Source organism: Streptomyces sp. NPDC005263, from assembly GCF_042872365.1.
Taxonomy (GTDB): Bacteria; Actinomycetota; Actinomycetes; order Streptomycetales; family Streptomycetaceae; genus Streptomyces.
In genome coordinates this window covers 642,439-662,533 of record NZ_JBIAKJ010000005.1, presented here as the reverse complement: position 1 = coordinate 662,533, position 20,095 = coordinate 642,439, and the positions used below count along the sequence as shown (strand labels likewise).

Below are 20,095 nucleotides of genomic sequence, written 5' to 3'. Positions count from 1 at the left end.
TCGCCGGACTGTAATGGACATGCCGAATATACGCGCGCGTCTGCTCGTTGTTCTGGTTGTCCTCTCCGGATTCCTGACGGCGGCGGGTGTCAGACCCGCCACCGCCGAAGCCCTCCCCGACTCCCTCTGGTTCGACGACACCCCCGTCACCGCGCAGAACGGCCGCTTCACCGACGGGCTCGGCCGCGAGGTCGTCCTGCGTGGCTACAACGTCTCCGGTGAGACCAAACTGGCCGAGAACAAGGGCCTGCCCTTCGCCTCCACCGCCGACGCGAAGAAGTCGGCGACCGCGCTGCGAGCGCTCGGCGGCGGCAACTCGGTCCGCTTCCTGCTCTCCTGGGCGTACGCCGAACCCGTACGCGGCCAGGTCGACACCGCCTACCTGGCGGCCGCCACCGAACAGATGCGCGCGTTCCTCGACGCGGGCATCCGCGTCTACCCCGACTTCCACCAGGACCTCTACTCCCGCCACCTGTTCGATCCGGACAGCTGGTACACGGGCGACGGAGCCCCCCAGTGGGCCGTGGACGCCGGGAACTACCCGGACGAGAGCTGCGGGATCTGCCTGCTCTGGGGCCAGAACATCACCCAGAACGAGGCCGTGAAGAAGGCGACGTACGACTTCTGGCACAACGCGTACGGACTCCAGGACGCGTTCCTCGGCACCGCCCAGAAGACGATGGCGTACGTCAAACAGCACGTCAGCGCCGACGAGTTCGTGGGTGTCGTCGGCTTCGACCCCTACAACGAGCCGCACGCGGGTGTGTACGACTCGAACCAGACCAGCCGCGCCTGGGAACGCGACGTGCTGTGGCCGTTCTACGAGAAGTTCCGCGCCCGGATGGACGCGGCGGGCTGGCAGGACAAGCCCGCGTTCGTGGAGCCGAACATGTTCTGGAACGCCAACATCAGCTTCCAGAAGCAGGAGGGCGGCCTGCTGGACGCCGGCACCCTCGGCCCGGACTACGTCTTCAACACCCACTTCTACGACCAGAAGGCCATCTCAGGGATCTTCATGCCGGGCAAGGCGAAGGACGGTCAGTACGCGACCGACTTCGGCACGGTCCGCGACCGGGCCGCGGCCACCGGCACGGCCGGCATCGTCAGCGAGTTCGGTCACCCCCTGGCGGGCAGCGTCTCCGACAAGGCCCCCACGGTCCTCAAGGCGATGTACCAGGCACTGGACTCCCGTGTGTCCGGGGCGAGTTGGTGGGCGAACCCGACGGCCTCCGGCCCGGTGCTCTCCGGTACGCAGTGGCAGTGGGACATCTACAACGGCCGCCACCACGAGCTGATGAACGGCAACGCCGGCAAGGTGCTCACCTCCGGCGACGCCTGGAACGACGAGGACCTGTCGGCCGTACGACTCGACGACTCAGGCACGGCCGTGCTGCGCCAGGACGCCCGGCTCCTGGACCGTCTCTACCCGAGCGCCACGGCAGGCAGGACGGTGGCCTTCACCTACGAGGACCGCTCCCGGGACGGTTCGACGACCCTGACCTGGAACCCGGTCCCCAGTTCCCTGCCGAACGTCTCCCGGCTGGTCGGCACGGGCCAGTACGGCCTGCTCGTCTGGCGGTCGAACGGCTCCACGGCCCCCTCGGAACTGCACCTCCCGGCATCGTTCCCGACGGCGTCCACGACGGTGGTCTCCGACCTGGGCACGGTCTCGGGCCCGCCCGCGTACACGAGGACGACGCCGATCGCGGTGGCCGGCGAACCGGGCGGGAGCGCCACCCGGCGCCTCCTGCTGACCGCGTCCGACTCGGGCACCGTGCACTACGCGCTGGTCACGAACGGAGCGACGGCTCCGTCCGCGAGCCTGCTGAGCGCGGCGCGGGCGGAGCTGTCGTCCTGGGCGGCTTCGAAGATCAACTAGCGGACGGCCCCGTCCAGTCCGCCGGGACATGGGCCAGGCGGACACGCTGGGGGTGGTCGCCGACCGGGACGGACAGGACCTTCTGGCCTGTCGCGAAGTCGATCGCCGTGACCTGGTCGGCGCCGCTCTCCGAGATGACGCAGCTCTTGCCGTCACCGCTCACCGTGGCCCAGTAGGGCTTGGAGGCGGTGACGAGCGGGCCCTCCTGGAGGGTGGAGCGGTTCACGACGGTCGCGTAGTCGTCCATCGTGCCCGCCACGCACAGCTTGCTGCCGTCGGGGCTCATCGAAAGGCCGTGGTGGCGTGAGTCGTTGACCCAGGTCGTGCGGTCCGTGCTGGTCGCGGGGTTCTTGGGGAGGGTCTTGACGCGGGTGATCTTGTCGGAGGCGACGTCGTACTCCAGGAAGCCGTTGAAGAACGACACCTGGAAGTAGAGCTTCGACTCGTCCGGGCTGAAGACGGCGGGGCGGACCGCGTCCGAGTAGTCCTTCAGGCCGATCGCGTCGAGCCGCTCGCGCATGTCGATCACCTTCACCTGCTTGAAGGTGGTCGCGTCGACGACCGTGATCTTGCGGTTGCCCTTCGTCCAGTCCTGCCACGGCTCGTCCATCGAGGTGTTGACGTCGCCGATGGCCATGTTCCAGATGTACTTGCCGTCCTTCGTGAAGATGTTCTCGTGCGGCTTGTCGCCCGTCCCGAACGAGCCCAGCTGCTTTCCGGTGTTGATGTCCAGTACGTGCACCGTGTTCGAGATCGAGGCCGAGACCGCCACGCGCGTGCCGTCGGGGGAGACGGCCATGTGGTCGGAGCGGTAACCCGACACGGGGAAGCGCCAGTTGATCTTCCCGGTGGCCAGGTCGATGGAGACGACATCGGCGAAGCTGGGGCGGGAGACGACCATCGACCTGCCGTCCGGCGTGGAGTACATGTCGTCGACGAACTGGTCGTGCCCTTCGCCGACGCCGTTGCGGATGGCCGTGTAGTAGATCCACTTGATCGGATCGGCGTTGATCGCCGCGATCCGCTCCGCCTTGTCCGGGACGACGTTGATCCGGCCGATCTTCGCGAAGTCACCGCTGGACTTGATGACATCGGCCGTGCCGTCCCAGTTGTTGCCCACGAACATCACCTCGCGCAGGGCGGCGGCCGAGGTGTCCGGGACGGCCGTGGCGGCGGCGGCCGGGGCGGTGACGGTGAGCACGAGGGCGGCTGCTACGGAGCAAAGGTGCCTGGTGCTGAAAGCAGGCATGACTGCTCTTTCCTCTGAGGAGGGCTCATGAGTGGGGCATGCCAAAAGGCATGGCGAATCTGAACACGAGTGGATTCAGAGTCAACTTACTGCAAAGTAAGGAAGGAGCGCCCTTCTCCACAAGACTGCGTACACGACAAAATGGGAGGGCGAACGAAACGCCCGGGAGCCGGGCGGGACAAGGAGGCTCGGTGGCAGGCAGGCTCAGGGCGCCGACCGGCCGATACGGCGGCAAGTCGGCAGTGGAGCGCCAGGCCGAGCGGCGCCGCCGCTTCCTGGACGCCGCGCTCCAGCTCTTCGGCGACACCCCCGGCTACCGCGCCACCACCGTCGCCGCGCTCAGCGAGGCCGCGGGCCTGTCCACCCGCCAGTTCTACGAGGAGTTCCGCACCCTTGAGGACGTCCTGACCGCCCTCCACCTGGAGGTCAACGACTGGGCCGAGGAAGCGGTCGTGCTCGCCGTGAGCGCGGCGGAGAACCTGCCGCTCCCCGAGCGCGCGGCCGCGATCTTTCGCGCGTACGCCGCGAACGTCACCGGGGACCCGCGGCGCATCCGTATCACCTTCGTCGAGATCATCGGCGTCTCCCCGAGCCTGGAGGAGCAGCGCCTGGCACGCCGTGCCCGCTGGGTCGACCTGGTGTGCGCCGAGGCCGTGGCGGCCGTGGCCCGCGGGGAGGCGGCACCCCGCGACTACCGGCTCGCGGCGACGGCGTTCATCGGCAGCGTCAACGGGCTCCTCCACGACTGGACCGCCGGATGGGTGGACGCGACCCTCGACGAGGTCGTCGAGGAACTGGTCCGGCAACTGCTCGCCATCCTGCGCCCACCGGGCTGGGAGCCGTCCGCCGCGTGATCAGTCAGCCTGACCTGCGTCGGTTACTCGTCCCAGGCCTGGACCATGGTCTGCTTGACGATCTTCCCGTCCCGTAGCTGCAGCATCGACTCGGCGAGGACGCGCACGCCGTCCGGGTACTCGCAGGACTCGCTGAAGGCGACCTGGTCACCCTCTGCCACGCACCCTTCCATCTTGTGTGTCATGTCGCGGCTGCAGAGTTCGTGGAGCATGTCGGCGATCTCGGCACGGCCGTGCAGGACCATGGGATGGCTGGGCTGGGTGTTGCGGTCCACGATTCGAATCTCGGCGTCGTCGGCGTAGAACGACAACAGAGTCTGCTCGCTCGGGCCTTCGATGCCCTGGCGCAACGTTTCGGTGTCGAATCCGGAGCCTGTCGCGGTGCCCATGATGAACCTCCTTCGAGGGCCGCGGCCCGACGAGGAGCGGGCCGCTGGGGCCTCCTTCTTTAGAGACTCCTCCGCCCCGGCGGTCTGGGCAAGCGCTGTGCGCGCCGCGTCCGGCGAGTGAGCGGCCGGGCCACCGGCGTCAGCCCGCGGTCGCCAGGAACTGTGTCGCCGCAAGCTCCGCGTACAGCGGGTCGGCGCCCACCAGTTCACGGTGGGTGCCCACTGCACGGACCCGGCCCGCGTCCATCACCACGATCCGGTCCGCCATCGTCACCGTGGACAGCCGGTGCGCCACGACCAGCACCGTGGTGGTCCGGGCCACGTCGGCCACCGTGTCCCGCAGCGCCGCCTCGTTCACCGCGTCCAGCTGCGAGGTCGCCTCGTCGAGGAGCAGCAGCCGCGGGCGGCGCAGCAGGGCGCGGGCGATGGCGACCCGCTGGCGCTCACCGCCCGACAGCTTGGTGCCGCGGTGACCCACCAGGGTGTCCAGACCGTCCGGCAGCCTGCTCACCAGCCCGTCCAGCCGGGTCGTCTTCACCACCCGGGTGACCATGTCGTCGTCCGCCTCCGGATTGCCCAGCAGCAGGTTGTCCCGCAGCGAGCCCGACAGCACCGGAGCGTCCTGCTCCACATAGCCGATCGCGGAACGGAGCCGGGGCAGCTCCCAGTCCGCGAGTTCGCGGCCGTCGAGGGTTATCACGCCGGACTCGGGGTCGTAGAACCGTTCGATGAGCGAGAACACGGTGGTCTTGCCCGCACCGGACGGGCCGACGAACGCCGTCATGCCCTGCGCGGGCACCTCGAAGGTCACCCCGTGGTGGACGTACGGCAGGTCGTCGGCGTACCGGAAGCGGACGTCGGTGAAGGCGACGGCGGCGGGCCGCGCGTCCGGCGAGGGCAACGGCGCGGGACGCACGGCCGGTTCGGCGGGCAGCCGCAGCGCCTCCTGGATCCGGGCCAGTGCCGCGGCACCCGTCTGGTACTGGGTGATCGCGCCGACGACCTGCTGGATGGGGGACATCAGGTAGAACACGAACAGCAGGAACGCCACCAGCGTGCCCACGTCGATCGCCCCGGTCGCCACCCGTGCCCCGCCGGCCGCGAGGACCGTGATGAAGGCGATCTGCATGGCCAGCCCCGCCGTGTTGCCGGCCGCGGCCGACCACTTGGCGGCCCGCACGCTCTGCCGCCACGACTCCTCGGCTGCCGCGTGCAGGGTCTGCTCCTCACGGTGCTCGGCACCGGACGCCTTCACCGTGCGCAGCGCGCCGAGGATCCGTTCCAACGAGGCCCCCATCACGCCGACCGCGTCCTGCGCCTGCCGGCTCGCCCGGTTGATGTGCGGCACGATCACGCCGAGGATCGTGCCCGCGCCCAGGATCACCGCCATGGTGACCCCGAGCAGCACCGGATCCACCAACCCCATCATGACCACCGTCGCCAGCAGCGTGAGCCCCCCGGTGCCCAGGCCCACGAGCGAGTCGGTGGTGACCTCCCGCAGCAGGGTGGTGTCCGCGGTGATCCGGGCCATCAGGTCACCCGGCTCGGTGCGGTCCACGGCCGTGATCCGCAGCCGCAGCAAGTACGAGGACAGCTCGCGCCGCGCACCGAGCACCACCGACTCGGCGGTGCGCCGCAGCACGTACGAACCCATCGCCCCCAGCGCCGCGTTGGCCACCACCAGCGCCGACATGACGACCAACGCGCCGGTGATGGCCCGGTCGTGCGACAGGTCGTCGATCAACTCCCGTGCCACCAGGGGCAGCAGCAGCCCGGTGCCACCCGTGACGAGCGACAGCGCCGCACCCGCCAGCAGCGCCCACCGGTGCGGCCGTACGTATCCGAGGATGAGCCGCCACGCGGGCGGGCCGGTCTCGGTCTCTGCGTTGCTCACGGAGCTCCCTCGGGCCTGCGACGGGCGGAGAGCTCAGGCTACGTCGGCGCCGGGCACCCCGGCGCCCAGCGAGGTGGACCCGCCCGTTACTGATCAGTTACCCGTAGGGTCGCAGGACGGAAGGACACGAGCCGAGGAAGGGGCCGACCACATGGCGCAGGAAGTACGCGGCGTGATCGCACCGGGCAGGGACGAGCCGGTGCGGGTGGAGACGATCATCGTGCCGGATCCGGGTCCGGGCGAGGCCGTGGTGAAGGTGCAGGCCTGCGGGGTGTGCCACACGGACCTGCACTACAAGCAGGGCGGCATCAGCGACGACTTCCCGTTCCTGCTCGGGCACGAGGCCGCCGGCGTGGTGGAGTCGGTGGGGGAGGGGGTCGAGGAGGTCGCGCCCGGGGACTTCGTGATCCTGAACTGGCGGGCGGTGTGCGGCACGTGCCGCGCCTGCAGGCGGGGGCGGCCGTGGTACTGCTTCGACACCCACAACGCCACGCAGAAGATGACGCTGGCCGCCACCGGGCAGGAGCTGTCGCCCGCGCTGGGGATCGGCGCGTTCGCGGACAAGACGCTGGTGGCGGCCGGACAGTGCACCAAGGTGGACCCGTCGGTGGCGCCGCAGGTGGCGGGGCTGCTGGGGTGCGGGGTGATGGCCGGGATCGGTGCCGCGATCAACACCGGGCAGGTCGGGCGCGGCGACTCGGTCGCGGTGATCGGCTGTGGCGGAGTGGGCGACGCGGCGATCGCCGGCGCCCGGCTGGCGGGCGCGGCACGGATCGTCGCCGTCGACATCGACGACCGCAAGCTGGAGACCGCCCGCGCGATGGGCGCCACCCACACGGTCAACTCCCGCGACACCGACCCGGTGGCGGCGATCCAGGAGCTGACCGGCGGCTTCGGCGCGGACGTGGTGATCGAGGCGGTCGGCCGCCCGGAGACGTACAAGCAGGCCTTCTACGCCCGCGACCTGGCCGGCACCGTCGTCCTGGTCGGCGTGCCCACCCCGGAGATGAAACTCGAACTGCCGCTCCTTGACGTGTTCGGCCGGGGCGGTGCGCTGAAGTCGTCCTGGTACGGCGACTGCCTGCCCTCGCGTGACTTCCCGATGCTGATCGACCTGCATCTGCAGGGCCGCCTGGACCTCGGCGCGTTCGTCACCGAGACCATCCAGCTCGACCATGTGGAGAAGGCGTTCGAGCGGATGCACGACGGGGACGTGCTGCGTTCGGTGGTGGTGCTGTGATGGCCGCCCGCGTCGAACACCTCGTCACCTCCGGCCACTTCACCCTCGACGGCGGTACCTGGGAGGTGGAGAACAACGTGTGGATCGTCGGCGACGACCACGAGGCGATCGTGATCGACGCCGCCCACGACGCCGACGCCATCGCCGAGGCGGTCGGGGACCGACGGCTCACCGCGATCGTGTGCACCCACGCCCACAACGACCACATCGACGCCGCCCCCGCCCTCGCCGAGCGCACCGGAGCCACCATCTGGCTGCACCCCGACGACCTGCCGCTGTGGAAGCAGACCCATCCTGACCGCGACCCCGACGCCTGGCTCACCGACGGCCAGGTCATCGAGGCGGCCGGAGCAGACCTGCGGGTGCTGCACACCCCTGGGCACGCACCGGGCGCGGTCTGCCTGTACGACCCGCGGCTGGCCACCGTCTTCACCGGTGACACCCTGTTCCAGGGCGGCCCCGGCGCCACCGGCCGCTCCTACTCCCACTTCCCCACGATCATCACCTCGATCCGCGACCGCCTCCTCGCCCTGCCGCCCGACACCCGGGTCCTCACCGGACACGGCGACTCCACCACCATCGGCGCGGAGGCTCCCCACCTCGACGAGTGGATCGCCCGTGGCCACTGACGGGCCGGAGCCGCGCGTGGCCGGGTGACCTGACCCGAAAGCCGGGTGACTCGCTCCGAATGGCGACAGAGGATGTCCGGCTTACCCCCGATGCTCGACACCACAACCGGGCATCTGGGAGGCAGCACATGTCACAGCCACTGGCACAGCCACTGAGGGACAAGGTCGCTCTGGTCGCCGGAGCGACCAGGGGAGCCGGGCGCGGGATCGCCGTGGAGCTGGGGGCGGCCGGCGCGACCGTCTACGTCACCGGCCGCTCCACCCGCGCCCGTCGCTCCGAGTACGACCGCCCCGAGACCGTCGAGGACACCGCGGACCTCGTCACCGCGGCGGGCGGCCACGGCATCGCCGTGCCGACCGACCACCTCGACCCCACGCAGGTCCGCGCCCTGGTCGACCGCGTCGCCGACGAGCAGGGCCGCCTCGACGTCCTGGTCAACGACATCTGGGGCGGCGAGACGCTCTTCGCCTGGGACACCCCGGTCTGGGAGCACGACCTCGACGACGGCCTGAGGCTCCTGCGGCTCGCGGTGGAGACACACGCGATCACCAGCCACCACGCCCTGCCCCTGCTGCTGCGAAGCCCCGGCGGGCTGGTGGTCGAGATGACCGACGGCACCACCGAGTACAACCGCGACACCTACCGCGTCAGCTTCTTCTACGACCTGGCCAAGACGTCCGTGCTGCGGATGGCCTTCGCCCTCGGTCACGAGCTCGGACCGCTCGGCGCCACCGCCGTGGCGCTGACCCCGGGCTGGATGCGCTCGGAGATGATGCTCGAGAACTTCGGGGTGCGTGAGGACAACTGGCGCGACGCCCTCGACCGCGTCCCCCACTTCGCCATCTCGGAGACGCCCCGCTATGTGGGCCGCGCGGTCGCCGCCCTCGCCGCCGACCCCGACGTGGCGCGCTGGAACGGCGCGTCCCTCTCCAGCGGCGGTCTCGCACAGGAGTACGGCTTCACCGACCTCGACGGCAGCCGCCCGGACGCCTGGCGGTACATGGTCGAGGTGCAGGACCCGGGCAGGCCCGCGGACACGGCCGGTTACCGGTGAGGGCCCTCACGCGCGGGACGCCGTCACCCGGAGTGCCGAATGTCACCGTTTCGTCGCGGTGTGAGCGGCCCTACAACCGGTTCCCCCGTGCGAGGGTCTAGCTTGCAGAGATGGCAGGACCGTGTGAACGGGACCGTATGAAGGGGGAAGGCCATGGGGGACATCCGCAGACGGAGTGCCGTCGTACTCGGGATCACCGGACTGGTGGCACCGCTCACCCTCGCGCTGGGCACCGCGCCCGCGCAGGCCGCGAGCTGCACCACCCAGGCCGGGCCGTACCAGAAGAAAGTGGAGAAGTTCCTCGGCCGGCCGGTCGACGGCAAGCAGTCCGCCGCCGACTGCAAGGCCATCCAGGCCTTCCAGACCAAGCACGGCATCACCCCGAACGCCGGGTACGCGGGCTCCGTCACCTGGGGCGTGATGGACCTGATGAACAAGCAGAAGGCCGTCGGGAACAAGCCCAACAAGGACGGCAAGTGCCCGGTGAACAAGGGCCGCATCGCGTGCGTGAACCTGACCCTCCAGCTGAGCTGGATCCAGGACGGCAAGACGCTCGTCTACGGTCCGGTACCGGTGCGCACCGGCCGCGACGGCTACGAGACCCGCACCGGTCTGAAGAAGATCTACTGGCGGGACATCGACCACGTCTCCAGCATCTACAACGTGCCGATGCCCTACAGCCAGTTCTTCGACGGCGGTCAGGCCTTCCACTCGGTCGGCCTCAGCATGTGGAACCCGCCGGGTTCGCACGGCTGCGTCAACATGACCAAGACCACCGCCAAGAAGTACTGGTCGCTCCTGAAGAACGGCGACGACGTCTTCGTGTACGGCCGCAAGCCGGGCACCTGATCGGGTACCCGGCCCGGCGGCGCCCCGCTACTGGGGCGCGTCCCCGAAGTCCGGGATCTCCAGCCTGACCCCGCCCTGCCGGGCCGACTCGTGCGCGAGGATGCCCGGCAGGGTGTAGCGCGCGGCCACCCACGCGTTCACCGACGGCAGCGAGCGGGTGTTGACGGCCGTCACGAAGTCGTCGACCAGGAAGTGATGGCTGCCCTCGTGACCGTTGTGCAGGTTGTCGAACTCCCGGGGCAGCCGTGACCGGTCGTGCACCGGCGCCGACCCCGAGGTGAAGGCGGCCCGCAGTTCCGGCGCGATGTGCTGCAGCGACGGGTCGTCGGGGGACATGGTGGGCTTGGGCTCGAGGAGCTCGCTGATGTCCTTGACCCCCTTCTTGTCCTGCCACAGCGCGAACGTGGCGAGCTGCTCCATGCTTGCCTCCGTCCCGAAGAACCGGAAACGGGACTCCCTGATGTGCGAGGGGTAGCCGACCCGCCGGAACTCGTTCGTACGGAACGACCCGCCGCCGGCCACCTCGAACAGCGCGGTCGCGTTGGAGAAGTCGTTGCCGAACTGGCTGACGTCCTTGTCGAACACCCCGTCGCCGCGGTCGTCCACCACCCCGATCGCCGACACGCTCACCGCGTGCGTCTGCCAGGCGCCCAGCACCCCGCCCACCGAGTGCGTCGGGTACAGCAGCGGGGGGTAGCTGGCCGTCGCCTTCCAGTTCTCGCCGCCGCTGTACTGGTACGCCTCGTAGAACCCCAGGTCCATGTCGTGGACGTAGTCGCCCTCGGCGTAGAACAGCCGCCCGAAGGAGCCCTCGGCTATCTGGTTGCGGGCGTGCACGGTCGCCGGGTTGTACTGGCTGGTCTCACCCATCATGTAGGTCAGCCCGGTCGCCTTGACCGTGTCGATGATCGTCGCGATCTCGTCGGTGGTGATCGCCATCGGTACGGCGGAGTACACGTGCTTGCCGGCGTTCAGGCCCTGCACGACCAGGGGGCCGTGGGTCCAGCGCTGGGTGAAGATCGCGACCGCGTCGACGGCCTCCGACTCCAGCATGGCCTGGTATGACGGGAAGGTGCCCCGGAGGCCTTCGGCCGCCGCGAGTTGCTCGGCCCGCTCGGGGAGCAGGTCGGTGACGTAGACGTCGCTGACGCCGGGGTGGGCCAGGAACAGCTTGGCGAACTGGCCCGAGAACTGTCCGGCGCCGACGATGCCGAGGGAGAACGTCATGGGTGGCGTGCCCTTCAAAGGTGGTGTGACTGATCGGTTCACTGGTCGAGGATCAGGTTGATCTGATCGTTGGTCTGGTCGAGGCTGCTCACCGGCTTGCCGTTGCCGTAGATGTCCTCCATCGCGGGCTGCATCAGCGCGGTCACGTCCGCGGCGTAGTTGGTGATCGGGTAGGAGAAGGTCCGGGCGTGCTTCTTGTCGGCCACCGGGCCGGTGAACGCCGACACGTCGATGCCCTTCTTCCGGTACGCGGCGATGGCGGCGTCGGTGCCAGCCGGGGTGGCGGGGAAGACGACTCCGTACTTGCCGACGACGGTCTGGCACTTGTCGGATGCCAGGTACGCCACCCACTTGCGGGCGCCCGCCTTGTTCTTGGATCCCTTGGTGATGGAGTCGGCCAGGCCGTTCATCATGGTGGCCCGTTTGCCGGTCGGTCCGACGGGGGTGAGGGCGGTCTTGATGTCCAGGCCCTTGAAGCCGCTGTACGTGGAGATCATCCATGCGCCGTCGAAGACCGCGGCGGCCTTGCCCGCGGCGACCTGCGTGTTGCCCTGGTTGGACTGGATGTTGTAGTCGGAGAAGGGGGCCATGTAGCCCTTCTTGGCCAGGCCGAAGTACCACTTGATGGTGGACTGGAAGGTCTTGCTGTCGTACTGGTACTTCGTGCCCCAGCGTGCCTTGTCCGTGTAGCTCCACCCGGCGGAGCCGGTGAAGGGGCTCCACTGCGTCTGGCCGTCGGCGAAGCCGCCGCCCTGGGTTCCCAGGCCGTACACCTTGACGTGCTTCTTGTCGAAGCCCGGTTCGTCGCCCCGTTTGCCGTTCCGGTCGACGGTGAGGTGGGCGATGGCCTTCTCGAAGGTGCCGCCGTCCTTCGGGTTCCACGAGAGACTGTCGAGCTGGTCCGCGGTGAGACCGGCGTCCTTCGCCATCTTGTCGTTGTAGAAGAGCGAGACCGTGTCCCAGTCCTTGGGGGCCCCGTAGCGGTGACCGTCCTGGCCGACCCAGTTGGCGGCGAGCCCCGGCTGGTAGTCGGACGCCTTGACGTCCAGGTCGTCGAGCGGCTCCAGCACCTTCAGGTCGGCGAACTGGCCGAACTTCTGGATGTGGTCGGTGAACACGTCCGGCTGGGTGCCGGCGATGAACCCGGCGGTGAGCTTGGTCCAGTAGTCGCTCCACCCCAGCTGGGTGATCTTCACGTTCAGGCCGGGGTTCTCCTGCTCGAACCCCTTCGCGCAGGCCTGGTAGGCGGGCAGCTGGTTGGCGTCCCACAGCCAGTAGGTCACGGTGTGCGCGGACGACCCTGTGGCATCGCCCTTCGCGCAGCCGGTCAGCAGGGACAGCGCCAGCGCCCCGGTCAGCGCGGTCAGCGTACGAAGTCGCATCAGAGGTCCCTCACTTGATCCCGGTGAAGCCGATGGAGCTGACGATGCGACGGGCGAAGCAGGCGAAGAGCACCAGCATCGGCAGCGCGGCGATGAGCGTGGCGGCCGTGAGCCCGGACCAGTCGACGCCGGTCGCGGGGGTCTGCGCCCGGAAGATCGCCAGTGCCACGGTCAGTACGCGCGAACTGTCGCTGTAGGAGACCATCAGCGGCCAGAAGTAGTCGTTCCAGGCGGTGATGTACGTCAGCACGGACAGCGTGATGATCGGCGTGGACGCCATCGGCAGGACCACCCGGAAGAAGATCTTGACCTTTCCGGCGCCGTCGAGCAGTGCGGCCTCCTCGACCTCGCGGGGGATGTTCATGAAGAACTGCCGCAGGAAGAACACCGCGAACGGGGTCATGAAGAGGCTGGGCAGCGCGATGCCGAGCAGGGTGTCCACCAGGTGCAGCTGCTTGATGAGTACGAAGTTCGGCAGCAGGGTGAAGATGGTCGGCACCATCAGTCCGGCCAGGAACAGGCTGAACACCTTGTCCCGTCCGCGCCAGCGCAGGCGTGCGAAGGCGTACGCGGCCATCGCGGAGAAGAAGATCTGACAGCCGGTGATCAGCGTGGAGACGATCACCGAGTTGAGCAGGTAGCGCCAGAAGTCGAGTCCGCCGCCGGCGCCGCCCTGCGCGATGGCCTCCTTCGCCGACTGCAGCCCGAGCGCCCGCTCGAAGCCGCTGCCGGTGAGGCCGACGGGGAGGAGGCTGGTGGGGTCGGAGCTCAGGCCCGCGTTGGTGGACAGCGCGGTGCGCAGGATCCAGTAGAACGGCAGCAGGGTGATGAGGACGATGAGTCCCATCACGGTCCAGGCGGCGGCTCGCCCGAGGGAGAGCCTGCGCCTGGCGGGTCGTACGGTCGGCGGTGCGGTCGTCGTGGTGGTCACGGCAGCCATGTCGGTTCTCCTTTCCGTCAGCCGAGGTCGCTCTGGCCGGCCCGGGTGAGCCGGTACTGCAGGACGGTGATCGCGCTCAGTACGACCAGCAGGGCGACGGACATCGCCGAGGCGTAGCCGAACTGGAAGCGGCCGAAGGCGGATCCGTAGATGTAGAACTGGAGCACGTTGGTCGCGTTCGCGGGACCGCCCGCGGTGGTCACCGCCACGGTGTCGAACACCTGGAAGGACCCGATCACGGTCATGATCAGCACAACCGCGAGCACCGGCCTCAGCAGCGGCATGGTGATCCGCCAGAACATCCGCCACTCGCTCGCGCCGTCGACCCTCGCCGCCTCGTACATGTCGTTCGGTATCGCCTGGAGCCCCGCGAACAGCAGCAGCGCGGTGTATCCGACGTGCCGCCAGACATTGATCAGCGCGATGGTGGGGATCGCCCAGGTCTCGTCGGCCAGGAAGGGGATGCGGTCGAATCCGAGGGCCGTGACGATCTCGTTGCCGATGCCGAGCTGGGTGTCGAGGATCCACAGCCAGACCAGGCCCGCGACGACGTTCGACATCAGGTACGGGGTGAGCACGATGCCCCGCAGCAGGGCCGACTGGGTCAGCCGCTGCAGCAGTACCGCGATGGCGAGCGCCGCGACCGTCTGGATGCCGATGTTGATGACCACGTACTCGACGGTGACCTTCAGCGAGTTCCAGAAGATCGGGTCGTGCACCATCCGCACGTAGTTGTCGAGGCCCACCCACTCCGCCGGCGTGAGCAGGTTGAAGCGGGTGAAGCTGAGATAGATACCTCGCAGGGTCGGCCAGAGCAGGAAGACCACGAAACCCAGGAACGCGGGTGCGATGAACACGGCGGCCAGGCGTCCGTCGCCCCCCGTCTCACCCGCCCTCGCCCGGCCGGTCCTCGGCTTGGTCCGTGCGCCCTCGGCGTCGCCCACGGGCAGACGCGACGGAGGGCTGCTGGAGGCGATAGTCATCGGGGAGACTCCCTCGTCTACGGCGGCTCGTCCTCGCGCACTTACTTTTGTGGCGGAAGAATCCAGGCGTCAAGGGTTGCGGCGAACATCTTTTCCGCGCATCGGATGCCACCCGGATTGGCCATGTTGTTTTCGTTGCAAAATAAATGGGCCTGGGGGGAGACTGACCTTCATGACCACAGGTACCGCCAGCTGGCTACCGCTGAGTGCCGGTGAGCGCTCGGTGGCGATCGAGGTGCTCGTCCACGGCCCGCTGTCGCGCACCGAACTGGCGCGACGCCTGGACCTCTCCCCGGGAAGCCTCACCCGGCTGACCAAACCACTGATCGAGTCGGGCCTCCTGATCGAGGCCCCCGAGGGCGGGTCCCCGGCCGAGGCGCGCCAGGGGCGCCCTTCGCAGCCGCTCGACGTCGTCGCCGAGTCCCGCTCCTTCATCGGTTTCAAGATCACCGAGGACATGGTCTACGGCGTGGTCACCACCCTCAGGAGCCACATCGTCGCCCGCCATGACCGCCCGCTCACCACCCACGACCCGGACCGCGTCGTCGATCTGCTCGCCGAGATGACGGACGAACTCGCCCGCGAGCACCCCCGGCTCGCCGGGATCGGCATCGGCGTCGGCGGCCTGGTGCAGGGCCGGGCCGTGGTGGGGGAGTCGCCGTTCCTGAACTGGAACGAGGTTCCGCTGGCCGCGCTCGTCAAGGAGCGCACCGGCCTCCCGGTGGTCGTCGAGAACGACGTCGCAGCCCTCGTCGAAGCCGAGACCTGGTTCGGTGCGGGCCGCGACCTCGACCGCTTCGTGGTCCTCACCATCGGCGCCGGCATCGGCTACGGCCTCGTCCTGAACGGCACCCGCGTGCCCTACGCCGAGGAGGACCGCGGCTTCGGCCGGCACTGGATCGTGAATCCCAACGGCCCGCTCACGCCGGAGGGCGAACGTGGCAGTGCCGTCTCCCTGCTCACCATCCCCAACATCCGCTACCAGGTACGGGCCGCCACTGGCGGCGACCACAGCTACGAGGAGATCCTCGCCCTCGCCGCGGCCGGAGCGGCCATGCCCGCCCGGATCATCGACGAGGCGGCACGCGCCCTCGGTGTCCTGGTGGCCCAGATCGCCAACTTCGTCCTGCCGCAGAAGATCCTGCTCGCCGGAGAGGGCGTCGGACTGATGGACGTGGCCGGCAAGGTGGTGGAGGACACGGTCCGGGCCCACCGGCATCCGCTGGCCGCCCCGCTCGACCTGGAGACCAAAGTGTCCGACTTTCACGACTGGGCCCGCGGTGCGGCGGTGTTGGCGATCCAGGTGCTGGTCCTGGGCTCGGTGGCGGCGTGAAGTCCTGGGCGGGAGTCGGTAGATGAGACGTGATCAGCGACACTGTCCGGAATGCCCGATTGGCTCGTGATTACTCACATCGCCTTCACCTCCGGAACCGTATGCTTCACATCATGTCCACCAGTGTTGAACCCGCTACCGAACGTTCGGCTGACGAGGTCAACGAGGAGATCCGGGCCCTGTGGCTCCGGTCGGGCGGGACACTGAACGGCGAGCAGCGTGAGGAATACCGGCGCCTCGTCCTCGAGTGGGCCGCCGCGGCCCCCAGTCGGTGAAGGCGGCCTGAACACTGCCGCTGACACCGCCTGAGGCCGCTGCCTACGGCCGTCGCCCGGTAGGGGCCCCCGCCCCCGGGGCACCCCTGACCGGATGGGCCCCCTCCTCGCTCTCGGCTCGGCCCTCACCCATGCTCGGAGCCGCCGTGGCCACCGTCCTGCTGACCATCGGACGAGGCCGGGGCCGCCGCGGCCGAGATCAGTTCCATGTGGCCGAGTAGTACTGCCGGTACGCCTTGCGGTCCTGCTCGGAGCGGATGTACCGGGTGGCCGCCAGGGCGACCAGACTGCCCGCGATGACCAGCAGCCCCGGCCCCACGTTCCGGGGGTCCGTCAGCCGGGACAGCAGCGGCTCGGCGCTCGCGCCCCCCGCCACCGTGGAACCGGGCGAGGCCGAACCGGCCGCGCCCCGCGCGCCCGACGCGGTCGGCGCCGGACCGCCCGAGCCGGCGGCGGGCTTCGCCACCAGCAACTTGACGTTGAGATCCGCCAGCGCCTCCGTCACCGGCTCGAAGAACGTCGTACCGCCGCTCGTGCAGTCGCCGCTGCCGCCCGAGGTCAGCCCGAGCGCGATCCCCTCGGCGAACATCGGGCCGCCGCTGTCCCCGGGTTCGGCGCACACGTTCGTCTCGATCAGGCCGGTGACGGTGCCCTCGGGATAGTTCACCGTCGCGTTCAGCGCCGTCACCTCACCGTCCCGCAGCCCGCTGGTGCTGCCGCTGCGGAACACCCGCTGGCCGACCTCCGCGTCGGCGGCGCCCGTGATCTGCACGCCCTTGCCGTCCCCGATGGACACCACGGCGGCGCCGTCACCCGCCTTCCCGTCGGCGTACTGCACCAGGGAGAAGTCATTGCCCGGGAAGCTCTGCGTGACCGTCTTGCCCACCCGCTCGGTGGCCCTGGAGTCCTCGAACCAGATGGAGCCGGTGGGACCGCAGTGCCCGGCGGTGAGGATGAAGTCGCTCTGCCCGTTGGTCACGTTGAAGCCCGCCGAGCAGCGTCCGCCGGTCGACAGGATCGCCTGCGCGCCGTTGACCCGGGGCGTGAAGGTGCCCTGGGTGCGCTCCATGCGCACGAAGCTGCCGATGCCGCTCGCCATGCGCGTCATCCGCGACCAGTCGTCGGCCGAGACCGTGCTGTCCCCCCGTACCACGATCTCGTTGGTCTTGTAGTCCATCGACCACGCCGTGCCCGCCACTCGGGGGGCCGAACGCAGCGTCGTGGTCGCCGACTTGAGCTCGTTCATGCTGTGCGACACCATCTTGGGCGTGGCGCCCGCCTGCCGCACCTCGGACGCCGCGTCCTTGTCGGTGACCGCGACCACCGGCCGGCCGTCGGCGCCGATCCAGGTTCCCGCCGTGCGGGACGGACCGAGCCGCGAGACAAGACCCGACGTCATGTCCCCGGCCTCCTGCGCGAAGGTCCGCGGAACGGTGGTGGCGGGAGGCTCACTGGCCATGGCCCGCGTGACCATCGTCCCTCCCAGGAGGAGTCCGCCGACGGCCGCCAGTCGTGTCACTCGCCGGACGACCCTTCGTCGTGCGTGCCTCATGCATGGCTCCCGAACCCTGAACTCGTCAACACCGCGGGGCGCTCCCGTCGTTGCGCACCCTCCTTCCATACGTGGGCGGAGCCGTGGGTGTTCACGTCACAGGTGATCTCTCCTCGCCGGCCGGGGCCAGACGCAGCCGGCTGCGCTCGTCACCCCACACGGACGTCGCACCGACATAGGGCCGCAGCAGGGCGGTGAGCGGGGGATCGGCACGCCCGTTCAGCTCGTCCGAAGCGATCTTGCGGGCGATGCCGGCGAGGAAATCGGCGACCTGCACCCGCGGATCCCGGCGAGCCTCCACCAGCCGGAGCCCCGCCAGGCCCACCCCCTCCCGACGGGTCATCGTCGCGATCCAGGCGATACGTTCCGGCGTCAGCATGTTCTGCCGGTCGTGGACCAGCCGCACCGGACTGCCGCCCGCGCTCCAGTGGGCCGCCGTGGCGACGATGGCCGGCAGCAGCGGATTGAGGACCGGGACCAGGGTGGGGCCGTCCCCCAGGCCCGCCCGGTAGGCGACGGCGCGGGGCCGGGCCGACGCGAGCCGGTCGAGGACGTCCGACACGCCGGTACCGGCGCGCGCCTCCCGCAACGCGTCGACCTCACGGAAGAAGGCCTCCACGGGCGCCTGCGGCTCCCCGTCGTTCCTGACCCGCAGCAGCTGGTTGGCCGCCGCCAGGAACTCCCGCCACCGCTCGCCGTCGAACGCGCCCCGGCCCGCCCGGTACAGCGTGACGGCCTCGGCCTGCGCCGATCCGGGGCCGAGCAGCAGGTCGACCGCACGGTCCACGACGAAGAACGTCTTCTCGGTGAGGTGCACATGGGCGCGCCCGTGGATCGGGCCGTCCGGGGCGAGCAGCCACTCCAGCACCGCCCGGTGCTTCTCCCGCAGCAGATGGTTCGCCTTGTACTCCTCCGCCGGGGAGCGGATCCGGTCCCGGATCTCCTGCACGGCCGCCGCGGCGTGCGCCACGGGCATCCGCACACTCGCGTGCGCGAACACGTCGGTGTTCCCGCCGGTGAGGTTCTCCCCGTCCGAACCCGACTCGTCGCAGGCGACCTCCAGGAACCCGCCCGTCGGCACCGACGTCGCTTTCCGTGCCCCGTCCTCATCACTCCAGGTCACGCCCGAGCCCCCTATCTTGTGCCCATGACCAGGATCCCGCACGAACCGTCCGGTGAACCGAATCCGTTGCGCGTCCTCACCCTCGACCGCCTCCGACGTCGTACCAGCATGAAGTGGCGCACCTACCCCGAGGACGTGCTGCCCCTGTGGGTGGCCGAGATGGACGTACCGCTCGCCGAACCCGTGGTCCGCGCGGTCACGGACGCGCTCGCGCTCGGCGACACCGGCTACCCCGCCGGGACCGCCTACGCAGAGGCGCTCGCCGCGTTCGCCGAGAGGCGGTGGGGCTGGGACGGGCTCGCGGTGGACCGCACCGCGATCGTCCCCGACGTGATGCTCGGCGTCGTCGAGATGATCGAGCTGGTCACCGGGCCGGGCGATCAGGTGGTCGTGAACCCGCCCGTGTATCCGCCGTTCTTCCAGTTCGTCGAGCACATGGACCGGCGGGTGGCCGAGGCACCACTGGGCCCGGACGGCCGGATCGACCTCTACATCCTGGAGGAGACCTTCCAGCGGGCGGTGACCGGCGGACGGCCGGCCGCCTACCTGCTGTGCAGCCCGCACAACCCGACGGGCACCGTGCACACCGCCGACGAACTCACCGCCGTCGCCGCCCTGGCCGACCGGTACGGCGTACGGGTCGTCGCCGACGAGATCCACGCGCCGGTCCTCGCCGCCGACGTGCGCTTCGTGCCGTACCTCAGCGTGCCGGGCGGGGAGAACGGGCTGTCACTGATGTCGGCGTCCAAGGGGTGGAACCTCGCGGGGCTGAAGGCCGCGCTCGCCGTCGCCGGACCCGGGTCCGCCGCCGACCTCGCGCGGCTGCCCGAAGAGGTCGGGCACGGCCCGAGCCACGTCGGTGTCCTCGCCCACACCGCCGCCCTGCGGGACGGCACCCGCTGGCTGGACGCCCTGCTCGGGGGCCTCGACGACAACCGGCGCCTGCTCGCCGACCTGCTCGGCGACCGTCTCCCGGAGATCACCTGCCGTCCCGGCGAGGCCACGTTTCTCGCCTGGCTGGACTGCCGTGCGCTCGGTCTCGGCGACGATCCGGCGGACACCTTCCTGCGCCGCGGCCGGGTGGCCCTCAGTTCCGGGCTCCCCTTCGGCACGGGCGGCGCGGGGCACGTCCGCCTGAACCTGGCGACCTCGCCGGAGATCCTCGAGGAGGCGGTACGGCGGATGGCGGCGGCGCTCGGCCGAACCTGACCTGCCCCGTCGCGGTCGCCGCGAGGCAGACGG

The 20,095-nt window shown here is 69.8% G+C and carries 18 protein-coding genes; 9 read left to right on the top strand and 9 right to left on the bottom strand.

Annotation, left to right across the window (positions count from 1 at the left end):
• The first annotated feature begins 13 nt into the window (after nt 1-13).
• Entirely contained in the window at nt 14-1,879 is a 1,866-nt protein-coding gene (locus ACFYRY_RS25435) for a cellulase family glycosylhydrolase (protein ID WP_389149887.1), read from the top strand.
• Here the strand turns inward: ACFYRY_RS25435 and ACFYRY_RS25430 are convergent.
• Nucleotides 1,872-3,128 (bottom strand): YncE family protein, encoded by a 1,257-nt coding sequence (locus tag ACFYRY_RS25430; protein ID WP_389149885.1) that lies wholly within the window; start codon nt 3,126-3,128, stop codon nt 1,872-1,874. The genes ACFYRY_RS25435 and ACFYRY_RS25430 overlap by 8 nt on opposite strands.
• Nucleotides 3,129-3,319: 191 nt before the next feature.
• Between ACFYRY_RS25430 and ACFYRY_RS25425 the strand changes: the two genes are divergently transcribed.
• Entirely contained in the window at nt 3,320-3,982 is a 663-nt protein-coding gene (locus ACFYRY_RS25425) for a TetR/AcrR family transcriptional regulator (RefSeq protein WP_389149882.1), read from the top strand.
• Nucleotides 3,983-4,005: 23 nt separating this feature from the next.
• Here ACFYRY_RS25425 and ACFYRY_RS25420 read toward each other — a convergent pair whose 3' ends face one another.
• Complete coding sequence (locus ACFYRY_RS25420; protein ID WP_389149880.1) at nt 4,006-4,371, bottom strand: nuclear transport factor 2 family protein; 366 nt, start codon at nt 4,369-4,371, stop codon at nt 4,006-4,008.
• A gap of 139 nt (nt 4,372-4,510) precedes the next feature.
• Nucleotides 4,511-6,265: an ABC transporter ATP-binding protein gene (locus ACFYRY_RS25415; protein WP_389149877.1), complete on the bottom strand. Its 1,755-nt coding sequence runs from the start codon at nt 6,263-6,265 to the stop codon at nt 4,511-4,513.
• A 151-nt stretch (nt 6,266-6,416) separates the two neighbouring features.
• Here ACFYRY_RS25415 and ACFYRY_RS25410 point away from each other — a divergent pair, with 151 nt between their 5' ends.
• The 4 genes from ACFYRY_RS25410 (at nt 6,417) to ACFYRY_RS25395 (ending at nt 10,038) form a co-directional block, all read left to right on the top strand.
• Nucleotides 6,417-7,505 (top strand): S-(hydroxymethyl)mycothiol dehydrogenase, encoded by a 1,089-nt coding sequence (locus ACFYRY_RS25410; protein WP_389149875.1) that lies wholly within the window; start codon nt 6,417-6,419, stop codon nt 7,503-7,505.
• Entirely contained in the window at nt 7,505-8,134 is a 630-nt protein-coding gene (locus tag ACFYRY_RS25405) for an MBL fold metallo-hydrolase (RefSeq protein WP_389149873.1), read from the top strand. Before ACFYRY_RS25410 ends, ACFYRY_RS25405 begins: the two co-directional genes overlap by 1 nt.
• A 140-nt stretch (nt 8,135-8,274) precedes the next feature.
• Entirely contained in the window at nt 8,275-9,189 is a 915-nt protein-coding gene (locus tag ACFYRY_RS25400) for an SDR family oxidoreductase (RefSeq protein WP_389150296.1), read from the top strand.
• Between the two features lie 153 nt (nt 9,190-9,342).
• Nucleotides 9,343-10,038, top strand: coding sequence for a L,D-transpeptidase family protein (locus ACFYRY_RS25395; protein ID WP_389149870.1), 696 nt, complete (start codon nt 9,343-9,345; stop codon nt 10,036-10,038).
• Nucleotides 10,039-10,065: 27 nt separating this feature from the next.
• Here the strand turns inward: ACFYRY_RS25395 and ACFYRY_RS25390 are convergent, their stop codons facing one another.
• From ACFYRY_RS25390 to ACFYRY_RS25375, 4 genes are read right to left on the bottom strand one after another with little or no spacing between them, the layout of a single operon-like run.
• Entirely contained in the window at nt 10,066-11,265 is a 1,200-nt protein-coding gene (locus ACFYRY_RS25390) for a Gfo/Idh/MocA family protein (protein WP_389149867.1), read from the bottom strand.
• 38 nt (nt 11,266-11,303) lie between these two features.
• Complete coding sequence (locus tag ACFYRY_RS25385) at nt 11,304-12,647, bottom strand: ABC transporter substrate-binding protein (RefSeq protein WP_389149864.1); 1,344 nt, start codon at nt 12,645-12,647, stop codon at nt 11,304-11,306.
• 10 nt (nt 12,648-12,657) lie between these two features.
• Nucleotides 12,658-13,587: a carbohydrate ABC transporter permease gene (locus ACFYRY_RS25380; RefSeq protein ID WP_389149862.1), complete on the bottom strand. Its 930-nt coding sequence runs from the start codon at nt 13,585-13,587 to the stop codon at nt 12,658-12,660.
• Between the two features lie 17 nt (nt 13,588-13,604).
• Nucleotides 13,605-14,570, bottom strand: coding sequence for a carbohydrate ABC transporter permease (locus tag ACFYRY_RS25375; RefSeq protein ID WP_389149859.1), 966 nt, complete (start codon nt 14,568-14,570; stop codon nt 13,605-13,607).
• Nucleotides 14,571-14,742: 172 nt separating this feature from the next.
• On the opposite strand from ACFYRY_RS25375, the gene ACFYRY_RS25370 reads away from it, so the two are divergent.
• Together ACFYRY_RS25370 and ACFYRY_RS25365 are read left to right on the top strand one after the other, a co-directional pair.
• Nucleotides 14,743-15,903 carry an ROK family protein gene (locus ACFYRY_RS25370; RefSeq protein WP_389149856.1) on the top strand — a complete coding sequence of 387 codons (1,161 nt, stop codon included), beginning with the start codon at nt 14,743-14,745 and terminating at the stop codon, nt 15,901-15,903.
• A 113-nt stretch (nt 15,904-16,016) separates the two neighbouring features.
• A complete protein-coding gene (locus ACFYRY_RS25365) occupies nt 16,017-16,178 on the top strand; it encodes a hypothetical protein (protein ID WP_356772064.1) in 162 nt (53 codons plus the stop codon).
• 199 nt (nt 16,179-16,377) lie between these two features.
• Here ACFYRY_RS25365 and ACFYRY_RS25360 read toward each other — a convergent pair whose 3' ends face one another.
• Together ACFYRY_RS25360 and ACFYRY_RS25355 are read right to left on the bottom strand one after the other, a co-directional pair.
• Nucleotides 16,378-17,730, bottom strand: coding sequence for a S1 family peptidase (locus tag ACFYRY_RS25360; protein ID WP_389149853.1), 1,353 nt, complete (start codon nt 17,728-17,730; stop codon nt 16,378-16,380).
• A 91-nt stretch (nt 17,731-17,821) separates the two neighbouring features.
• Nucleotides 17,822-18,853 carry a hypothetical protein gene (locus tag ACFYRY_RS25355; RefSeq protein WP_389149850.1) on the bottom strand — a complete coding sequence of 344 codons (1,032 nt, stop codon included), beginning with the start codon at nt 18,851-18,853 and terminating at the stop codon, nt 17,822-17,824.
• A gap of 24 nt (nt 18,854-18,877) precedes the next feature.
• On the opposite strand from ACFYRY_RS25355, the gene ACFYRY_RS25350 reads away from it, so the two are divergent.
• Nucleotides 18,878-20,062, top strand: a complete 1,185-nt coding sequence (locus ACFYRY_RS25350; RefSeq protein ID WP_389149846.1) for a MalY/PatB family protein — start codon at nt 18,878-18,880, stop codon at nt 20,060-20,062.
• The last annotated feature ends 33 nt before the right edge of the window (nt 20,063-20,095 follow it).

Coding starts and splice junctions, on each gene's coding strand:
- ACFYRY_RS25435 (WP_389149887.1), top strand. CDS start 14: ATGGACATGCCGAATATACGCGCGCGTCTGCTCGTTGTTCTGGTTGTC.
- ACFYRY_RS25430 (WP_389149885.1), bottom strand. CDS start 3,128: ATGCCTGCTTTCAGCACCAGGCACCTTTGCTCCGTAGCAGCCGCCCTC.
- ACFYRY_RS25420 (WP_389149880.1), bottom strand. CDS start 4,371: ATGGGCACCGCGACAGGCTCCGGATTCGACACCGAAACGTTGCGCCAG.
- ACFYRY_RS25410 (WP_389149875.1), top strand. CDS start 6,417: ATGGCGCAGGAAGTACGCGGCGTGATCGCACCGGGCAGGGACGAGCCG.
- ACFYRY_RS25405 (WP_389149873.1), top strand. CDS start 7,505: ATGGCCGCCCGCGTCGAACACCTCGTCACCTCCGGCCACTTCACCCTC.
- ACFYRY_RS25395 (WP_389149870.1), top strand. CDS start 9,343: ATGGGGGACATCCGCAGACGGAGTGCCGTCGTACTCGGGATCACCGGA.
- ACFYRY_RS25390 (WP_389149867.1), bottom strand. CDS start 11,265: ATGACGTTCTCCCTCGGCATCGTCGGCGCCGGACAGTTCTCGGGCCAG.
- ACFYRY_RS25385 (WP_389149864.1), bottom strand. CDS start 12,647: ATGCGACTTCGTACGCTGACCGCGCTGACCGGGGCGCTGGCGCTGTCC.
- ACFYRY_RS25380 (WP_389149862.1), bottom strand. CDS start 13,587: ATGGCTGCCGTGACCACCACGACGACCGCACCGCCGACCGTACGACCC.
- ACFYRY_RS25375 (WP_389149859.1), bottom strand. CDS start 14,570: ATGACTATCGCCTCCAGCAGCCCTCCGTCGCGTCTGCCCGTGGGCGAC.
- ACFYRY_RS25370 (WP_389149856.1), top strand. CDS start 14,743: ATGACCACAGGTACCGCCAGCTGGCTACCGCTGAGTGCCGGTGAGCGC.
- ACFYRY_RS25365 (WP_356772064.1), top strand. CDS start 16,017: ATGTCCACCAGTGTTGAACCCGCTACCGAACGTTCGGCTGACGAGGTC.
- ACFYRY_RS25360 (WP_389149853.1), bottom strand. CDS start 17,730: ATGAGGCACGCACGACGAAGGGTCGTCCGGCGAGTGACACGACTGGCG.
- ACFYRY_RS25350 (WP_389149846.1), top strand. CDS start 18,878: ATGACCAGGATCCCGCACGAACCGTCCGGTGAACCGAATCCGTTGCGC.